Below are 17,653 nucleotides of genomic sequence, written 5' to 3'. Positions count from 1 at the left end.
TCCTCGCGGGCCGCTACCGGCTTGTCGAATCCCTCGGCAGCGGTGGCATGGGCCGGGTTTGGCGAGCCCGTGACGAGGTGCTGCACCGCGCCGTCGCCGTCAAGGAGCTGACCGCCGCGCTGTACGTCGCCGAGAGCGACCTCGCCCGGCTGCTCGCCCGCACCCACGCCGAGGCACGGGCGGCGGCCCGGATCAACCACTCGGCCGTCGTCACCATCCACGACGTGCTGGAACACGACAACCGGCCGTGGATCGTCATGGAGCTGGTGGAGGGCAACTCGCTGGCCGACGAGGTCAAGGAGCGGGGGAGGATCGAACCGGCGGAGGCCGCGCGGATCGGACTGTGGGTGCTGCGCGCGCTGTGCGCCGCGCACGCCGCCGGTGTGCTGCACCGGGACGTGAAGCCGGGCAACGTCCTGCTGTCGACCGACCGCCGTGTCCTGCTCACCGACTTCGGGATCGCCCAGGTCGAGGGCGACACGACGATCACGCGCACCGGCGAGATCGTCGGTTCCGTCGACTACCTCGCGCCCGAGCGGGTGCGCGGCCACGACCCCGGTCCGGCCGCCGACCTCTGGGCCCTCGGGGCCACGCTGTACACGGCGGTGGAGGGCAGGTCGCCGTTCCGCCGCACCTCGCCGCTGGGCACCATGCAGGCCGTCGTCGAGGAGGAACCCGCCGAACCGGTCAACGCGGGCGTGCTGGGCCCCGTCCTCGCCGCGCTGCTGCGCAAGGACCCGGGTGAGCGGCCCAGCGCCGAGCAGGCCGAGCGGATGCTCGCCGAGGCGGCGGAGGGGCGGCTGTCGGGCGAGGCGCAGTCGTACGTGCCGACGAGGCCGACGGGGCAGGCGGGACCGGCGGGGTACGCCACCCCGGAGGCGGGGACCGGCACCCGCGCGCAGACGGCCTCCGCCACGCCGTACCAGCCGGTGACGATCGGACCCGCGCCCGCGCCGTCGAAGCGGCACCGCCTGCGCACGTTCGCCGTGGTCGTCGCCCTCGCGGCGGTCGTCGGCGGGGGCGTCGCGATCGCGCTCCAGCACTTCGGCACGGGCGGCCCCGGCGGTCCCGGCGACTCCGCCTCCGGGTCCTCGACCCGGAGCGCCGACCCCGAGCCGAGCGGCAAGGGCGGTCAGGGGGCGGTTCCCGACGGCTGGAAGCGGCACGACGACCCGGTGGGCTTCAGCGTCTCCCTGCCCAAGGGGTGGAAGCGGTCCGTCTCCATCGACCAGGACGGTCTCCGGCAGGTCGACTTCACACCCGACAAGGGCAAGCACCTCGTGCGGATCGCCGTCGACACCGCGCCGGACTTCCGCACCTCGTACGAGCACATGGACGACCTGGACGGGCGGATCTCGCGGCGGCTGCTGGACTACGAGCGGCTGAGCCTCAAGGAGCAGCTCTTCCGCGACCAGCCGGGTGCCCACTGGGAGTACGCCTGGAACGCGAGGGCCAAGGACGGGCCGCACTTCTTCGCCGGCCCCTACCGCGCGATCGACGTCGGGTACATGGGCGGTGACAACACCGAGTACGCCGTCTACGCGTCCTCGCCGGCCGACGACTGGACCACCACCAGGAAGCAGTTCGACTGGATCCTGCGGAGCTTCCAGGAGGGCTGACCCGAGCGGAACGGAAGGTTCCACCGGCACTGGGGTCGCTCTTCTCCCCGGAGCGGGTGCCGGGGGAGAGGCCGGGCCCCGCCCACGGGCGGCGGCCTACTTGGCCGGTCGGCGCCACGGAGGACGTCCGTCCGGTGGGGCATGATGAGAGCCATGGGGACCGAGGGGGAGAACGTCCGTGTGATCGCGGGCCGTTACCGGCTGGAGGAGAGAATCGGCCGGGGCGGCATGGGGGTGGTCTGGCGTGCCACCGACCAGCTGCTCGGCCGTCAGGTCGCCGTGAAGGAACTGGTCCTCGACGACTCGCTCTCGGCCGAGGAGTACCGGCTCCAGCGCGACCGCACCCTGCGCGAGGCACGGGCCGTTGCCCAGCTCCACCACCCGCACATCATCGTCGTCCACGACGTCGTCGAGGACGACGAACGCCCGTACATCGTCATGGAGCTGATCGCCGGCGGCTCGCTCGCCGAACGGATCTCCGCGCGCGGGCCGGTCGACGCCCGCGAGGCCGCGCGCATCGGCATCGACCTGCTCGGGGCGCTGCGCCGCGCGCACGAGGCGGGCGTCCTGCACCGCGACCTCAAGCCCGCCAACGTCCTCGTCGAGGAGGGCACCGACCGCGTCGTCCTCACCGACTTCGGGATCGCCCAGGTCGCGGGCGCGACGACGCTCACCGAGACCGGCGCGTTCGTCGGCTCGCCCGAGTACACCGCGCCCGAACGGATGGCCGGGGCGCGGAGCGGCCCCGAGTCCGACCTGTGGTCGCTCGGCGCGCTCCTGTGCGCGGTGCTGAGCGGGACGTCGCCCTTCCGGCGCGACTCGCTCGGCGGCATCCTGCACGCGGTCGTCGTCGACGAGATCCGCCCGCCGGCCCAGGCCGCGCCCCTGCTGCCCGTCGTACGGGGGCTGCTGGAACGCGATCCGGAGCGGCGGCTCGACGCGGCGGAGGCGGAGCGGATGCTGCGCTCCTTCCGGGACACCGGCCGTACGCCGCGGCTGCTGGTCCCGTACACGCCGACCCGGCGGGACGTGCCCCACGTGTCCCTGCGCAGACCCGCGCCCGAGCCGTCGTCGGCCGCCACCGTGTCCGACGCGCCGCCCCGGCAGTCCACGCGCAGCCTCCTCGTCGTGGCCGCGCTGGTCGCCGCGATGGCCGGCGCGGGGGTGTCGGCGGCCGCGCTGCTGGTGGGCGGCGGGGACGGCAGACCGGTCCCGTCGAGCACGCCCCGCACCCCCGGTACCTCCTCCGGCGCGTCCTCGGCGTCCGGCACACCGTCGGCCCCGGTCACGGCCGCCGGTCCCACCGTCACGGTGACCAGCCACCGGACGCCGCCCGCCACCGCCCGTACCGCGCCCTCGGGTTACCGCATCGCCTCGGACGAGGGCGGCTTCTCGCTCGCCGTGCCCGACGGCTTCACCCGCGATCCGCAGGGCAAGCGCACCTTCTACATGTCGCCGGGGGACACCTTCCGCATCGGCATCAAGGTCACCGCCCCCGAGACGGGCGGTCCGCTGGGAGTGATGCGCCGGGCGGCCGCCGACGGGCCCTCCAACAACCCCGGCTACCGCGACGGCAGGGTCTCCCGGACCGTGCGCGACGGACACCCCGCCGCCCTCTGGGAGTTCACCTGGAACGGCTTCAGCACGGCGGAGGGCCCACGGCACACCTACGACCTGTGCTGGGAGGAGGACGGCCGGATGTACGACGTCTGGGTCTCCGCGCCGGTGGGCCGGGTGACGGAGGCGAAGGAGTACTTCGACGTGGCGGTGGACACGTTCGCGGTCCGGTGACGGAGGGGTCCCGTGACGGGCGAACCGCGCCGGAGGGATCCCGCGACGGGGAGAGCCGTAAACGGGAGATAACGGATGCCCTCGTCACGGGTCTGTGACCGGTGGCCACGGGGACTGGATGACGCGGCGTCCCCGCGATACACAGGGACGCATGAGCGACGACGGGGGAGTCCCTCGCGGGGGCGAGGAGACGACGAGTTTCATGCTGCAACCACCGAGACCCGTGGCACGGGAGGGACGGCCGGCCGCCGTTCCGCACCCGGGCAACCCCTATGCCACGCCCGGCGGAACCGTCCCGGACCGGTCCGGCGCTCCCGCGCCGGGACTCCCGGGCGAACCGGGGGCGGGCCGGCTCGTCGCCGGGCGCTACCGCCTGCTCGCCAGGCTGGGACACGGCGGCATGGGCACGGTGTGGCGGGCCATGGACGAGACCGTGGACCGCGAGGTGGCCGTCAAGGAACCGCGCGTCCCCGAGAGCCTTCCCGAGCGCGAACGGGCCAACGCGTACGAGCGGATGCGGCGCGAGGCGCGCGCGGCGGCACGGCTCGACCATCCCGCCGTGGTGAACGTCCACGACGTCGCGGTCGTGGACGGACGGCCCTGGATCGTCATGGAGCTGGTGCGGGGCCGCTCCCTCGGCGACGCCCTCAAGGAGGGCACCCTCGGCGCCCGCGAGGCCGCGCGCATCGGCCTGGAGGTCCTCGGCGCCCTGGAGGCGGCGCACGCGGCGGGCGTCCTGCACCGGGACGTCAAGCCCGACAACGTGCTCCTCGGCCCGCACGGCCGCGTCGTGCTCACCGACTTCGGCATCGCCAGGATCGAGGGCGAGACGAGCCTGACGGACACCGGCGGCTTCGTCGGCTCTCCCGAGTACGTCGCCCCGGAGCGGGTGCTGGGAGTGCGCCCGGGTCCCGCCTCCGACCTCTGGTCGCTCGGCGTGGTCCTCTACGCCGCCACCGAGGGCGTCTCGCCGTTCCGGCGCAGCAACACGCCCGCCACGCTCCAGTCGGTCCTCAACTCGACGCCGGCCGCGCCCGCCTCGGCGGGTGCCCCGCTCACGGAGGCGATCAACGGCCTGCTCGCCAAGGAGCCGTCCCACCGCCCCGCGGCGGCCGAGGTCCGGCGCCTCCTGGAGGAGGCCGTACGGCCGCCCGACCCCGCGCCGACGCGGGTCGTGAGGGCCGGGGGCGTCACGGGTCCCGGCGGCGCCCCGGAGCCCGGCGGGGGGATCCACATCGGCCGCAGGGCCCTGGCCGTTCTCGCGGCGGCGGCCGCCGCGGTGGTCACGGCGGCCGCGGTGACGGCGTACCTGGTGATCGCGGACCCGTTCGCCGGCCCGCTGCCGGAGGGCTGGAAGGAGCGGCACGTGGCCGACGTCGCCGCGACGCTGGCGGTGCCCGCGGACTACCAGCGGGCGACGCCGGACCGGGCGTCGGACAAGGGGCACTGGGTCACGTACACCGACTGGAGCGGGAGCATTTGGATCGGGCTGCGCCTCGCCCGGAAGTCCGAGGACACCGGCAAGGCGATCAAGGACTCGGCGAGGGCCGAGATGTACGCGGACGACGGCACGTTCAAGGCGAGCGGCGACTACGACCTGGGCATGCCGGCGGGGCCGCGGACGAAGCCGGACTCCAGGACGACGTACCGGGGCAGGGAGTCCGCCGAGAACACGGTGGTCTACCGGACCAGCGACAGCCAGAACCCCCGCCCCCGCGAGCTGAGGCTCTTCTACTACAAGTCGAAGGCCGGAGACATGTACAAGCTCACGATCAGCTACCCGGGCGCCGGCGACTTCACCGAACGGGGGCGCGAGGTCGCCGACGCGGCCATCGCGAACCTGGACGTCGACAAACCGTGAGAACCGGTCCACGAGTGATCGTCGGGTGATCGCTGGACCGACAACGCCCTGATCAGCGCATTTGCTGCCAGTGATCACTGGCGGTGTGTGAGCACTCCGTGAAAGGCCATTACCGACGGGTACCCAAAGGGGGCGCTTGGGCATACTCTGCGGCTCATGACGGACTCGCAGGCCGCGGAGCAGGCCACGGAAAGCACCCGCGCCGATGAGACGGCCGGTACCGGCACGGCGACCGACGGCGCCACCGCGACCGCCGTGGACCCGGCGACCGACGGCGCCGCGGACACGGCGACGACCGCCGTACCGGCCGTGCTCGGCACCAACCCCCTCGCCCCCGCCCCGGCGGGTGCCCGCACCGCCGCCGACGTGGTCACCCCCGAGCTCGTCGCCCAGCTCGCCAAGGGGGTGACCGGGTCCGGGCGGACCGCCAACCACACGCCGTTCACCGGCGAGAAGCTCGCCGACGTGCCCGAGTCCACCCCCGCGGACGTCGAGAAGGCCTTCGAGCGGGCCCGCGCCGCCCAGGGCGCCTGGGCGGCCACTCCGGTACGCCGCCGCGCGGCCGTCCTGCTCCGCTTCCACGACCTGGTGCTCGCCCGGCAGGCCGAGGTCCTGGACCTCATCCAGCTGGAGACCGGCAAGGCCCGGCTGCACGCCCACGAAGAGGTCCAGGCCGTCCTGGTCGCCGCGCGCCACTACGGACTCAAGGCGCCCTCCTACCTGCGCCCCAAGCGCCACGCGGGCGCGATGCCGACCCTCACCAAGGTCACCGAGCTGCGTCACCCGCGCGGTGTCGTCGGGCAGATCGCGCCCTGGAACTACCCGCTGGAGCTGTCGGTCGGCGACGCGCTGCCGGCCTTCGTCGCGGGCAACGCGGTCGTCATGAAGCCCGACACCGAGACCTGCCTCACCGCCCTGTGGGCGCGTGACCTGCTCGTCGAGGCCGGACTGCCCGCCGAGGTCTTCCAGGTCGTCATCGGCGACGGACCGGTCGTCGGACCCGAGGTCGTCCGGCACGCCGACTACGTCTCCTTCACGGGCTCGACCCGGACCGGCCGCGAGGTCGCCCAGGGCGCGGCCGCCCGTCTCGTCGGCGTCTCCCTCGAACTCGGCGGCAAGAACGCCATGGTGGTCCTGGAGGACGCCGACCTCGACAAGGCCGCCGCCGGCGCCGTCCGCGCCTGCTTCTCCTCCGCCGGCCAGCTCTGCATATCCATAGAGCGGTTGTACGTCCACGAGTCCGTGGCCGACGCGTTCGTGGAGCGGTTCGCCGCCCGGACCAGGGCCATGCGGCTCGGCACGTCCCTCTCCTACGGGGCGGACATGGGCTCGCTGGTCGGTGAACGCCAGCTGGAGACCGTGACGCGGCACGTCGAGGAAGCCGTCGCCAAGGGGGCCAGGGTCGTGGCCGGCGGTGTCGCCCGCCCCGACGTGGGCCCGTACTTCTACGAGCCCACCATCCTCGACGGGGTGGAGGCCCCGATGGCCGTCTGCGCCGAGGAGACGTTCGGGCCCGTCGTCTCCGTCTACCGCTTCGCGACCGAGGACGAGGTCGTCGAGCGCGCCAACTCCACCGCGTACGGTCTCAATTCCTCCGTCTGGACGAAGGACGGGCGGCGCGGCCGCGCGCTCGCGGCCCGGCTGCGCACCGGCACGGTGAACGTCAACGAGGGGTACGCGCCCGCGTACGGCAGCGTCCAGTCGCCCATGGGCGGTATGAAGGACTCCGGTCTCGGCCGCCGGCACGGCTCCGAGGGCATCCTCAAGTACACCGAGGCACAGACCGTCGCCCACCAGAGGCTGCTGCCGATGGCGCCGTCCCTCGGCATGGACGACGAGAAGTACGCGGCGTTCATGAACCGGAGCCTGAGGGTCATGAAGGCGCTCCGGCTGCGGTAGCCCGCGGTTCCCATCAGTTCTCAACGGTTCTCGACGGTCTCGACGAGGAGAGCGGCACGTGTCACAGGAGAGCTCTGTCCAGGAACAGCCGGACGAGGAGACGTACGACTACGACGTCGTCGTCGTGGGTTCGGGCTTCGGAGGCTCCGTCACCGCACTGCGGCTGACGGAGAAGGGGTACCGCGTGGGCGTCCTCGAAGCCGGCCGGCGCTTCACCCGCGACACGCTCCCCAAGAACTCCTGGGACATCAGGAACTACCTCTGGGCCCCGCGGCTCGGCATGTACGGCATCCAGCGCATCCATCTGCTGGGCAACGTGATGGTGCTCGCCGGCGCGGGCGTGGGCGGCGGTTCGCTCAACTACGCCAACACCCTCTACGTACCGCCGAAGCCGTTCTTCGAGGACCCGCAGTGGAAGGACATCACCGACTGGGAGGAGGAGCTGAAGCCGTACTACGACCAGGCCGAGCGCATGCTGGGCGTGCGGCTCAACCCCACCATGACCCCCTCGGACGTGCACCTCAAGGCCGCCGCGGAGCGGATGGGGGTCGGCGACACCTTCCACATGGCGCCGGTCGGCGTCTTCTTCGGCGACGGACGGGACGCGGACGGCTCGTCCGGGGCGAAGCCCGGTGAGGAGGTCGCCGACCCGTACTTCGGCGGCGCGGGGCCCGCGCGCAGGGCCTGCACCGAGTGCGGCGAGTGCATGACCGGCTGCCGCCACGGCGCCAAGAACACCCTCAACGAGAACTACCTCCACCTCGCCGAGAAGGCGGGCGCCGCCGTCCATCCCATGACGACCGTCGTGTCCGTCACCGAGGACTCGCGCGGCGGCTACGCCGTCCAGACCCTTCCCACGGACGACCGGCGCAAGGGGCGGGGGCGGACGTTCACGGCGCACCGGGTCGTCCTCGCGGCCGGCACCTACGGCACCCAGACGCTGCTGCACCGCATGAAGGCCGGCCGCCAGCTCCCGTACCTGTCGGACAGGCTCGGCGAGCTGACCCGCACCAACTCCGAGGCGCTGGTGGGCGCGCAGACCGACGACCGCCGCTACCGCAAGGCGCACGGCACGAAGGCCGACTTCACCCGGGGCGTGGCCATCACCTCCTCCGTCCACCCGGACGGGGACACCCACATCGAACCCGTCCGCTACGGCAAGGGCTCCAACGCGATGGGCGGCATGTCCATCCTCCAGGTCCCCTACGCCGAGGGCTCGTCCAGGGTGGCCGGATGGGTCGTCAACGCGGCCCGGCACCCGCTGCTCATGCTCCGGTCGCTCTCCAACCGCCGCTGGTCCGAGCGCACCATCATCGGGCTGGTGATGCAGTCCCTCGACAACTCCCTGACGACCTACCTCAAGCCGAAGGGCGCGGGCAAGGGACTGTTGACGGCGCGTCAGGGACACGGTGCGCCCAACCCCAAGCAGATCGAGGCCGCTTCGAGGGCCGCTTCCGCGCTCGCCGAGGAGATCAACGGCTTCCCGGGCAGCAACGTCGGCGAGCTGATGGGCACCCCGCTCACCGCGCACTTCCTCGGCGGCTGCCCGATCGGCGCCGACGCGGAGGAGGGCGTCATCGATCCCTACCACCGGCTCTACGGCCACCCGGGCATCTCCGTCGTCGACGGTGCCGCCGTCTCCGCCAACCTCGGCGTGAACCCGTCGCTCACCATCACCGCGCAGGCCGAGCGGGCCATGTCGTTCTGGCCCAACAAGGGCGAGGCCGATCCGCGTCCGGCGCCGGGAGCCTCGTACGAGCGCCTCAAGGCGGTGGAGCCGCACCGTCCCGCCGTTCCCGCGGACGCCTTCGGCGCGCTGAGGCTGCCGTTCCTCGGCATGCCGGCGATGCCGCCGAAGAAGTAGCGGAGGCCCGTCCGCCGAAGCCCCGTACAGCGAAAAGAAGGACCTGCGCCCCCCTCCGAGCGCAGGTCCTTCTCTTCGTACGGGACTGACGGTCGCGTCAGTCGTGCGGTGCTCGGGTGTTACGCGTTCGAGCCGGCCTTGCGGCGACGGACGACGACCAGGGCACCGGCGCCGGCGACGACGGCGATACCGCCGGCGAGGCCGATCATCGGCAGGGCGGAGCTGGAGCCCGTCTCGGCGAGGCTGCCGTCGACCTGCGGCGTGTTGCTCTTGTCGGCGGGCTTGTCCGAGACCGGGACCTTGCCGCCGCCCTGCGGCTTGGTGCCGCCGGTGTCCGTGCCGGCCTTGACGATCTGGAACTTGTAGGCGACCTCGCCGTAGCCCACGCACTCCGCGTCCGCGTCGCCGTAGATGCTGGCGCCGAGGGAGAAGCCGGCGCCGACCGGGGCGCTGGACTTCACGTTGATGCGGAGCGGGATGTCGACCTCGTAGTCGGGCTTGAGCTCGTCGGTGTAGCCGACGAAGCCGACCGCCTTCCCGTCCTCCTCGACGTCCTCCCAGACCTTGGCGTCCGGGTTGTACGCCTGGAGCTGGACCTGCTTGGTCTTGAACATGTCCTCGCCGTTCGCGTCGGGGGACGCGCCCGCGAAGAAGCCGAGGTCGGTCAGGGTGGAGTCCGAGTTGTTCAGGACGTCCAGGGAGAACTTGTGCCATCCGCTGCCCGCCGCGATCTTGCCGGGCAGGCCGTTGATGGAGACCTGGACCTTCGAGTCCGAGCAGTCGGAGGGCTCGGGCTCGGGGGACTCCGACTCGGTGGCGGAGGTGCTCGGGGCCGGAGCGGACTCGGTGGCGGAGGTGCTCGGGGCCGGAGCGGACTCGGTCGCGGAGGTGCTCGGAGCGGGCGCAGACTCGGTCGCGGAGGTGCTCGGGGCCGGAGCGGACTCGGTGACGGAGGCGCTCGGAGCCGGAGCCGACTCGGTCGCGGACTCGGACACGCTCGCACTCGGGGACGGGCTTTCTTCCGCGAACGCGGCCGGAGCGACCGACAGCAGCGCGAGCGGTGCTATGACAGCCGTCGCGGCCGCAGTGGCCATGGCACGGCGAAGCTTCATGAAGACCTCGGTGATCCAGTGCGCCGTGAACTCGCGGCGCGGTTATGGAGTTTGTCGGGTGGCCGCCGCGCCGTGTGCGCGGCGTATGTGACCGTTGGTTCTGCAGGTGAGACCGGCGAGGTGGGGGAATGGTTGTCCCACCCCTCACACAATTCTTATGTGTGCTGGGTCACATCGATGCGCGGCTTGCGTACGTCCGTTCGAGACGCCTAGAAATGTGTCTCGTGTCTGATCAACAGCCTGAGGAATCCGGGGAGTCGGCGATTCCTGACGACGTGTGGGAACGCTTCGCGCACGACAGCGAGCGGGACATCCGCACCTCGGCACCCAAGGAACCGTCCGCCCGGGCGCGCATGGTGACGGAACGTCTGCGCCTCCAGGACGAGCGGGAGGCCGCGAACGCGGCCCGCCGCGGCTTCCGCAAGCAGCCGCGCCAGGCCGCGCGGCCCGACGGCTGGCGGACGTCTCCCGCCCGGTGGGAGGCGGAGGAGCGCGCCACCAGGCGCCGCAGACTGTGGGCGCTCCTCGGGATCCCGCTCGCCGTCGCCGTGGCCGTCGTCGCGATGAAGCCGTCCCTCCTGCCCGGTGACCTCTTCGGCGCCTCGGGCACGTCGGCGTCGGCCGGTCCGGAGCTGCCCGCCGAGACCGCGGCCCCGACCGCGCCGCCCTCCGCCCAGGCCTCCCAGGAGCCCACCAGGGAAAGGCCGTTCGCCGGATCGCCCGCCGAGCGCTGGGCCGACGGCGCCGACGCCGTCGCCGTCCCGAAGGCCACCGCGGTCGGCTCCCTCACGAAGGAGCAGGTGGCCACCGCGCTGCGGCAGACCAGGAACCTGCTCGTCGAGGCCAACCTCGACCCGGGGACCCTGCGCGGCGGGCGCCCTGCGGCGGCCATCGCCGTCCTCGACCCCCAGCAGCCCCGGATGACCGCCGACGTCGACCGCATGCTGAGCGCACCGGACAGGGAGAACGATCCGCTGACCATGTTCAGCCGCTTCGACCCCCGCGAGGTGCGCCTGGTCGGGAAGGTGGTCAAGGTGCGCGGCCGGACCACGTTCGAGGAGGGCAAGGACGGGTCCGTCGCCATCCACGCCGACTACACCTTCGTCTACCCCGTGTCCCCCGCCGACGGGAACGCGGACGACGTGACCCGCACCGTCGTGCGCCGCGTCCTCGACCTCGCGTTCCTGGACCCGGAGAAGTACCGGGTCACTCCGGGCAGGCTGACGGTCGACCGGCACGAGGTGAGCATCGGCAACTCCGCCTGCGACGTCTACGACGGCTTCCTGCACCCGCGGTTCGACTCGGTCGCGTCCGCCGGCGCGACACCGACCGGGCCGACCGTCGACCCGTACGACCGCAGCCGTGACCTCGGGAACTCCCGTACGGCCGACTGCAGGACGCTGTCCCGCAGCTGACGTCCCACGGACGAGGCCCCGCGGACGGCTGGGTGGGTGTCCACGTCCGTGCCCGGAGTTCCGCGTTCCGGGCACGGCGAAGGGCCCCGCGGGACGCGTGTCCGCGGGGCCCTTCCGGCAGCACCGGCGTCAGGGCGGCACCGGTGCCTCGAAGCGGCGTCGGGGGATGCGCCGCTGGTCGGCGGGAGCGGCCGCCGGTCCGCGCCGCGGCCCACGGGGGCGCGCACGCGACGACGGCCTGGACTTGGTTCCGTCGGACGGCCCCGGGCGTCCCCGGGGCCGGCCGTTCTCTTGAGCGACCGGGCTGCTGTCCCCTGCCGTCCGGTCACACGACCTGGAGCGAGGTCCCACGACACACGGCACGATCCGTACGTCTCATCGCTCCAGTGAAGCCACGCGTGGTTCTTTCGGGCCCGCCCCTGGCTGACACGGACATCAGAAGAAACGATGTCCACGCCGCCCCGGATACGCGCCGTACGGGTGAGAGGCCATGCGTACGTGTGTACGCCGGGTGCGGGTCTCAGACACGGCCGCGGCACAGTTCGAGCAGGATCATGGCCAGCGAGGTGCCCGGCTTGCCGAGCGCGTCCCGGTAGTGGCCGAGGACCTCCATCTCGCGGGAGAGGTTCACCCGGCGGCCGCCGGACGTGATCCGGGCCTCCTGGATCACGGCCGAGACGGCCATCCGTTCCTGCACGAGACCGATGATCCGGTCGTCCAGGGCGTCGATGCGCTCACGGGCACCGGTGATCACACCAGCGGCCTCGTCGGTGCGGGCGCCGGTCTTGTCGAGAACGTCGGCCATGGTGGGGCTCCTCTGCTGAAGGGGTGCCCCGGGGCGACGGAGCCCGGAAACGGCAGACGCCCCGGGCCTTGTCGGCCCGGGGCGCCTGGGAAGTCGCTTGTCAGTTGCTCAAGCAGCACGACCATGGCAGCCGGTGGGCCGGTTGCCATAGGTAAACAGGAAGGTCGTGGGCGAGAGCATGAGGGCAGTATGCCCGCCCGCGGCGCCACCGGCCAAAGCGGTTCGGATGGTGAGACCCGGGGCCGCGACCTGGTGGGTGCGGGGCTCGCCGTGACCTCCGCGATCCGGGTGGGTGCGGCCTGTCGTGGCTTCCGCGACCTGGTGGGTGCGGCCTGTCGTGACCTCCGCGATCCGGTGGGTGTCGGCCCGTCGCGGCCTCCGCGAGTCGGCGGGTGCCGGGTCCGTCGCGGCCCCCGTAACCCCGTGGGCGCCGGGCCCGTCGCGGCCCCCGGTAGAATCGGCCCTACACACCCTTTTGCTCACCGCCGGAAGGCAGACCGTGCCAGAAGCGTCCCCCGCCGCCACCGACACCGTCCTGGTCGTCGACTTCGGTGCGCAGTACGCCCAGCTCATCGCCCGTCGCGTCCGTGAGGCCCGGGTCTACAGCGAGATCGTGCCGAGCACCATGCCGGTCGAGGAGATGCTCGCCAAGAACCCGGCCGCGATCATCCTCTCCGGCGGTCCCTCGTCGGTGTACGCGGAGGGCGCCCCGCGCCTGGACCGCGAGATCTTCGAGGCGGGCGTCCCCGTCTTCGGCATGTGCTACGGCTTCCAGCTGATGGCCACGACCCTCGGCGGCACGGTCGACAACACCGGCGCCCGCGAGTACGGCCGCACCCCGCTGCACGTCTCGAAGTCCGGCTCGACCCTGTTCGAGGGCACCCCGGACGAGCAGCCCGTGTGGATGTCGCACGGCGACGCCTGCTCCGCCGCCCCCGAGGGCTTCACCGTCACGGCCTCCACGGACGTCGTCCCGGTCGCCGCCTTCGAGAACGACGAGAAGAAGCTCTACGGCGTCCAGTACCACCCCGAGGTCATGCACTCCACGCACGGCCAGCAGGTCCTGGAGCACTTCCTGTACCGCGGCGCGGGTCTCACCCCGTCCTGGACCACCGGCAACGTCATCGACGAGCAGGTCGCCCTGATCCGCGAGCAGGTCGGCACCAAGCGCGCGATCTGCGGTCTGTCCGGCGGAGTGGACTCGGCGGTCGCCGCGGCCCTCGTGCAGAAGGCCATCGGCTCCCAGCTGACCTGTGTGTACGTCGACCACGGCCTGATGCGCCAGGGCGAGACCGAGCAGGTCGAGAAGGACTTCGTCGCCGCGACCGGCGTGCAGCTGAAGGTCGTGGACGCGGAGGAGCGCTTCCTCACCGCGCTCAAGGGCGTCTCGGACCCCGAGGAGAAGCGGAAGATCATCGGGCGCGAGTTCATCCGCGTCTTCGAGCAGGCCCAGGCGGAGATCATTGCCGAGGCCGCCGAGGGCGAGGACGTCGCGTTCCTGGTGCAGGGCACGCTCTACCCGGACGTGGTCGAGTCCGGCGGCGGCACCGGCACCGCGAACATCAAGTCCCACCACAACGTGGGCGGCCTCCCCGAGGACCTGGAGTTCCAGCTCGTCGAACCGCTGCGCAAGCTGTTCAAGGACGAGGTCCGGATGGTCGGCCAGGAGCTCGGCCTGCCGGAGGAGATCGTCCAGCGCCAGCCGTTCCCCGGCCCCGGCCTCGGCATCCGCATCGTCGGCGAGGTGACCAAGGAGCGTCTCGACCTGCTCCGCCAGGCCGACGCGATCGCCCGCGAGGAGCTGACCTCCGCCGGTCTCGACCGTGAGATCTGGCAGTGCCCGGTCGTCCTGCTCGCCGACGTGCGCAGCGTGGGCGTCCAGGGCGACGGCCGGACCTACGGCCACCCGATCGTGCTCCGTCCGGTGTCCAGCGAGGACGCCATGACGGCCGACTGGTCGCGGCTGCCCTACGAGGTCCTCGCCAAGATCTCGACCCGCATCACGAACGAGGTCGCCGACGTCAACCGCGTCGTGCTCGACGTGACGAGCAAGCCCCCGGGCACCATCGAGTGGGAGTAGTCCTCCCGAAGGCGGGAGCGGTGCTCCCGCCTCAGGTCCGCTTGAGCGTGCGCACCGGCGCGCCGGGCTTCCAGACCTGGACGACGAGATACGTCTCGTCCTCGACATAGGTCCGTGTGACCTCCGTCAGCTCGGTGCGGAAGAGGTGGAACGGCTCCGGCGGTTCCACCTCTTTCACGTACGCGGCCTTGGCGGGGACGCCGTCGCCCACCTCGACGGCCCGCCCGCTGATCCGTACGTCGCCGCCGCCCATGTCCGTACCGGCGCCCGGGTTCGCCTGGAGCGCGAAGCGCGGGTCGCGGCGCAGGTCGAGCGCCTTGAGGGAGTCCGGCATCATGCCGAGCCACAGCTCGCCGTCCAGGAAGCGCACCTCGATGCCGGAGGTGCGGGGCGAGCCGTCCTTGCGGAGGGTCGCGAGGACGTGGTGGGTGAAGGCGCCGAAGCGCTGTTCGACGGTGCCGGCGAGGGCCGGTTCGGCGGTGGAGAGGGCTGCCCAGTTCATGGCCCCGAGTCTGGCGCGTATATCCGACATCTCCTGTCGGGTTTTGTTCGTGTCCCTCGTCCGTTCTGGTTTTTTCTCTCCCGGAACACCCCTGTTCTCCTGCGCTGACCCCGGGTAACTTCCGCTCGTACCGAACACGCCAGTGCTGGAGGACATATGCACGGGCCCACTCCGCCGCTGCCCCGCCCCACCGACCAGCTCCGCTTCGCCATGCCGCCGATGCACGAATCGCCGGACGACGAACGGCGGCACCGCAAGGAGCGGCTGGCCGGCGCGCTGCGGCTGTTCGGACGGCTCGGCTTCGAGGACGGCGTCTCCGGACACATCACGGCACGCGACCCGGAGTACAGCGACTGCTTCTGGGTCAATCCGTTCGGCATGCCCTTCAAGCACGTCACCGTGAGCGACCTGGTCATGGCCAACCAGGACGGTCAGGTGATCGAGGGCCGCTACCACGTGAACCAGGCCGCGTTCACCGTGCACTCCCAGGTCCACGCGGCCCGCCCCGACGTCGTCGCCGTCGCCCACTGCCACTCCGTGCACGGCCGCGCCCTCGCCGCCCTCGGCGACCTGCTCGACCCGATCACCCAGGAGAGCTGCGCGTTCTATGAGGACCACGCGCTTTACGACGCCTACACCGGGGTCGCCGTCGACGCCGAGGAGGGGCGCAGGATCGCGTCCGCGCTGGGCAGCCGCAAGGCGCTGGTGCTGCGCAACCACGGGCTGCTGACCGTCGGCGCCTCGGTGGACGCGGCGGCCTGGTGGTTCCTGTCCATGGAACGGTCGAGTCAGGTCCAGCTCACCGCCCGGGCCGCGGGCCGGCCCGTCCTCATCGACCACAAGCAGGCGGTCGCCACCCGCGAGCAGCTAGGCGGCGACCTGGTGGCGTGGATCAACTACCAGCCGCTGTGGCAGGACATCAGCCGCTCCGAACAGGACCTGCTCGGCTAGGGCCTGTCGGTCCCGTACCCGCTCGGTCGGGCCTGTCGGTCCCGGCCGTGCCGCAGGGATGCGGCCGGGTCAACACAAGGTTGCCCACTTCACTCGTACGGAGTCGACCTGGCGCATGCGGGCCGTGCTGCGTACGGCACAATTCGCTGTCATCACAGGAGAGTTGTCGGGTGGGGGCGCGGCAGCCGGATATTCATGACATCAACGGCTTTACGGAGTTATCTCCGGCGCGGGAAGGCGGCAGTGGGCGTGGCGGTGCAAGAGGCGAGACACGGTGCGGGGCACGGTGCCGGACCGGGGTCCGGGTCGGGCACCGGGCGGAGCGGTGTCACCGGTGGCGGGCCGGGCGGCGGACCGGCCGGTGAGCCGGGCGGGGGGCCGGGCGGGCACGAGGGCAGCTGCACGTGCGGGGACTGTCCGCACGGGGCGCGTGCGGGGCACCGGCGGGCCGTCGCCGCGTTCCTCGCCAAGCGCGACGCGCTGGCCTCCGGGCAGGGACTGCCCGCCGGCGTCGCGCACTCCGCCTCCGCGTCCCGGCAGTGGGTGTCCGACGAACTCACCCAGTCCGCGGACCTCGTCGCCGAACGCGGCCGACTGGAGGGCGAGGCATGGCTGGGCCGGCTGTGGCGGTACACCGCCTACACCGTCTGGGCCTCCGTCGTCGTCCTCCTGCTCGTGCAGGCGCTCACCGCGATCGGGGCCGGCTGGACGGCGGCGCGGACGGCGGGGCTGCTCGCCGCGGTCCTGCTGTCCGGACTCCTGACCGGCGCGGCCTGGCTGCACCGGGCGCGGGGCGGGGCCCTCGCGCCGGTCATCGGTGAGGACAACCGGCTCTCCACCTCCCGCGCGGTGGCCGCCGGCTGGGTGCTGCTCGTGGTGTACGCGGCGCTCGTGCTGGTGGGGCAGCTCGCGGTGGCCTCCGCGCCCGGCCGCCGGGACGAACTCGTCGCCGGGTTCGAGCTCGCCCGGGCCGCCGGTGTGGTGACCGTCGTCGCCGTGGTCTGCGGGGTCGCGGTGCTGGTGCGGCGGGTGGTCGGGCTGCGGGTGCTGGGGCAGCGGCTGCAGAAGGTCCGCGCAGGCCGGCCGCGGGCCGCGGACCTGCTGACCGACGACTCCGGGCGGGGTGCCTTCGCCGACATCCAGTACGTGGTGATCAGCGGGGTCGCTCTCGTCTTCGCGGTGGTGCGGCTGGCCCGGCGGCCGTCGCAGTTGCCCGATCTTCCGTGGGGGCTGGCCCTGCTGGTGCTGGTGTCGGCCGCGACGTATCTCGCCGGGAAGTACGCCGAGGGAGGGCGGCCGGTGATCCTCTCCGTCGTCCGGTCCCGTGAGGCGGGCGATCTGGACGCGCCGATCCGCACCGGGGACGACATCGAGATCCGGGGCGCCGGGTTCGTGCCGCCCGGGGCGCAGAGCGCGGACCGGCTGTCGCGGATGGTCGTGCGCATAGGGGCGGTGCACGTGCATGTGCCGCTGGTGCCGGTGTCCGGGGGGTTCAGCAATCCCACGGACGCGGTGCTGACGGTGCCCGTGCCGGTGGATGTGGAGCCGGGGCGGGTGGAGGTGCAGGTGGTGACTGCGGCGGGGGTCGAGACGAACCGGTACGAGATCGAGGTGACGGACTGAAACCGCTCGCCTCCGGCGTTCGCGGGTGCGGTGCCGGTCCGGTGGGTGGGTCGGGGCCGTGCCGGTACATCCGCCCGTCGCCGTTGGACGGAGAGGTGACCGTCGGTGGCGACGGGCATGTGATGTACCGG

At 72.5% G+C, this 17,653-nt stretch carries 12 protein-coding genes; 9 read left to right on the top strand and 3 right to left on the bottom strand.

Translation table 11 applies throughout. The features are described 5' to 3' along the window. Positions 1–47: 47 nt before the first annotated feature. The 5 genes from ACFW6B_RS38535 (at position 48) to ACFW6B_RS38515 (ending at position 9,034) form a co-directional block, all read left to right on the top strand. Positions 48–1,619, top strand: a complete 1,572-nt coding sequence (locus ACFW6B_RS38535; RefSeq protein ID WP_386604112.1) for a serine/threonine-protein kinase — start codon at positions 48–50, stop codon at positions 1,617–1,619. A gap of 153 nt (positions 1,620–1,772) precedes the next feature. Beyond that, the gene (locus tag ACFW6B_RS38530) at positions 1,773–3,410 is read left to right on the top strand and encodes a protein kinase (RefSeq protein ID WP_386604068.1); all 1,638 of its coding nucleotides are present in this window, start codon (positions 1,773–1,775) and stop codon (positions 3,408–3,410) included. Positions 3,411–3,561: 151 nt separating this feature from the next. Then, on the top strand, positions 3,562–5,271 hold the full coding sequence (locus ACFW6B_RS38525) for a serine/threonine-protein kinase (protein ID WP_386604066.1): 1,710 nt from the start codon (positions 3,562–3,564) through the stop codon (positions 5,269–5,271). Between the two features lie 156 nt (positions 5,272–5,427). Beyond that, the gene (locus ACFW6B_RS38520) at positions 5,428–7,170 is read left to right on the top strand and encodes a succinic semialdehyde dehydrogenase (protein WP_386604064.1); all 1,743 of its coding nucleotides are present in this window, start codon (positions 5,428–5,430) and stop codon (positions 7,168–7,170) included. A 58-nt stretch (positions 7,171–7,228) separates the two neighbouring features. After that, positions 7,229–9,034 carry a GMC family oxidoreductase N-terminal domain-containing protein gene (locus ACFW6B_RS38515; RefSeq protein WP_386604062.1) on the top strand — a complete coding sequence of 602 codons (1,806 nt, stop codon included), beginning with the start codon at positions 7,229–7,231 and terminating at the stop codon, positions 9,032–9,034. Between the two features lie 119 nt (positions 9,035–9,153). Here ACFW6B_RS38515 and ACFW6B_RS38510 read toward each other — a convergent pair whose 3' ends face one another. Beyond that, positions 9,154–10,146 (bottom strand): LAETG motif-containing sortase-dependent surface protein, encoded by a 993-nt coding sequence (locus ACFW6B_RS38510; RefSeq protein WP_386604060.1) that lies wholly within the window; start codon positions 10,144–10,146, stop codon positions 9,154–9,156. Positions 10,147–10,361: 215 nt separating this feature from the next. Here ACFW6B_RS38510 and ACFW6B_RS38505 point away from each other — a divergent pair, with 215 nt between their 5' ends. Next, complete coding sequence (locus ACFW6B_RS38505) at positions 10,362–11,561, top strand: hypothetical protein (protein ID WP_386604058.1); 1,200 nt, start codon at positions 10,362–10,364, stop codon at positions 11,559–11,561. A gap of 520 nt (positions 11,562–12,081) precedes the next feature. On the opposite strand, the gene ACFW6B_RS38500 is transcribed toward ACFW6B_RS38505, so the two are convergent. Further along, positions 12,082–12,366 (bottom strand): chorismate mutase, encoded by a 285-nt coding sequence (locus ACFW6B_RS38500; RefSeq protein ID WP_386604057.1) that lies wholly within the window; start codon positions 12,364–12,366, stop codon positions 12,082–12,084. A 499-nt stretch (positions 12,367–12,865) separates the two neighbouring features. On the opposite strand from ACFW6B_RS38500, the gene guaA reads away from it, so the two are divergent. Continuing rightward, the gene (gene guaA / locus ACFW6B_RS38495; protein WP_386604056.1) at positions 12,866–14,446 is read left to right on the top strand and encodes a glutamine-hydrolyzing GMP synthase; all 1,581 of its coding nucleotides are present in this window, start codon (positions 12,866–12,868) and stop codon (positions 14,444–14,446) included. Positions 14,447–14,477: 31 nt separating this feature from the next. On the opposite strand, the gene ACFW6B_RS38490 is transcribed toward guaA, so the two are convergent. Further along, positions 14,478–14,948 (bottom strand): pyridoxamine 5'-phosphate oxidase family protein, encoded by a 471-nt coding sequence (locus tag ACFW6B_RS38490; protein ID WP_386604054.1) that lies wholly within the window; start codon positions 14,946–14,948, stop codon positions 14,478–14,480. A gap of 156 nt (positions 14,949–15,104) precedes the next feature. On the opposite strand from ACFW6B_RS38490, the gene ACFW6B_RS38485 reads away from it, so the two are divergent. Together ACFW6B_RS38485 and ACFW6B_RS38480 are read left to right on the top strand one after the other, a co-directional pair. Next, on the top strand, positions 15,105–15,899 hold the full coding sequence (locus ACFW6B_RS38485) for a class II aldolase/adducin family protein (RefSeq protein ID WP_386604052.1): 795 nt from the start codon (positions 15,105–15,107) through the stop codon (positions 15,897–15,899). Between the two features lie 249 nt (positions 15,900–16,148). Continuing rightward, positions 16,149–17,522, top strand: coding sequence for a hypothetical protein (locus ACFW6B_RS38480; RefSeq protein WP_386604049.1), 1,374 nt, complete (start codon positions 16,149–16,151; stop codon positions 17,520–17,522). The last annotated feature ends 131 nt before the right edge of the window (positions 17,523–17,653 follow it).

It is taken from the genome of Streptomyces sp. NPDC058751 (genome assembly GCF_042746485.1).
Lineage (GTDB): Bacteria > Actinomycetota > Actinomycetes > Streptomycetales > Streptomycetaceae > Streptomyces.
Note: the sequence above shows the minus strand (reverse complement) of the source record. Positions and strands in the feature narration are given on the sequence as shown.

What these genes read in the sequence shown, in the direction of transcription:
- ACFW6B_RS38485 (WP_386604052.1), top strand. Translation starts at nt 15,105, where the DNA reads ATGCACGGGCCCACTCCGCCGCTGCCCCGCCCCACCGACCAGCTCCGC.
- ACFW6B_RS38510 (WP_386604060.1), bottom strand. Translation starts at nt 10,146, where the DNA reads ATGAAGCTTCGCCGTGCCATGGCCACTGCGGCCGCGACGGCTGTCATA.
- ACFW6B_RS38505 (WP_386604058.1), top strand. Translation starts at nt 10,362, where the DNA reads ATGTGTCTCGTGTCTGATCAACAGCCTGAGGAATCCGGGGAGTCGGCG.
- ACFW6B_RS38490 (WP_386604054.1), bottom strand. Translation starts at nt 14,948, where the DNA reads ATGAACTGGGCAGCCCTCTCCACCGCCGAACCGGCCCTCGCCGGCACC.
- ACFW6B_RS38520 (WP_386604064.1), top strand. Translation starts at nt 5,428, where the DNA reads ATGACGGACTCGCAGGCCGCGGAGCAGGCCACGGAAAGCACCCGCGCC.
- ACFW6B_RS38500 (WP_386604057.1), bottom strand. Translation starts at nt 12,366, where the DNA reads ATGGCCGACGTTCTCGACAAGACCGGCGCCCGCACCGACGAGGCCGCT.
- ACFW6B_RS38535 (WP_386604112.1), top strand. Translation starts at nt 48, where the DNA reads ATGGGCCGGGTTTGGCGAGCCCGTGACGAGGTGCTGCACCGCGCCGTC.
- ACFW6B_RS38530 (WP_386604068.1), top strand. Translation starts at nt 1,773, where the DNA reads ATGGGGACCGAGGGGGAGAACGTCCGTGTGATCGCGGGCCGTTACCGG.
- ACFW6B_RS38525 (WP_386604066.1), top strand. Translation starts at nt 3,562, where the DNA reads ATGAGCGACGACGGGGGAGTCCCTCGCGGGGGCGAGGAGACGACGAGT.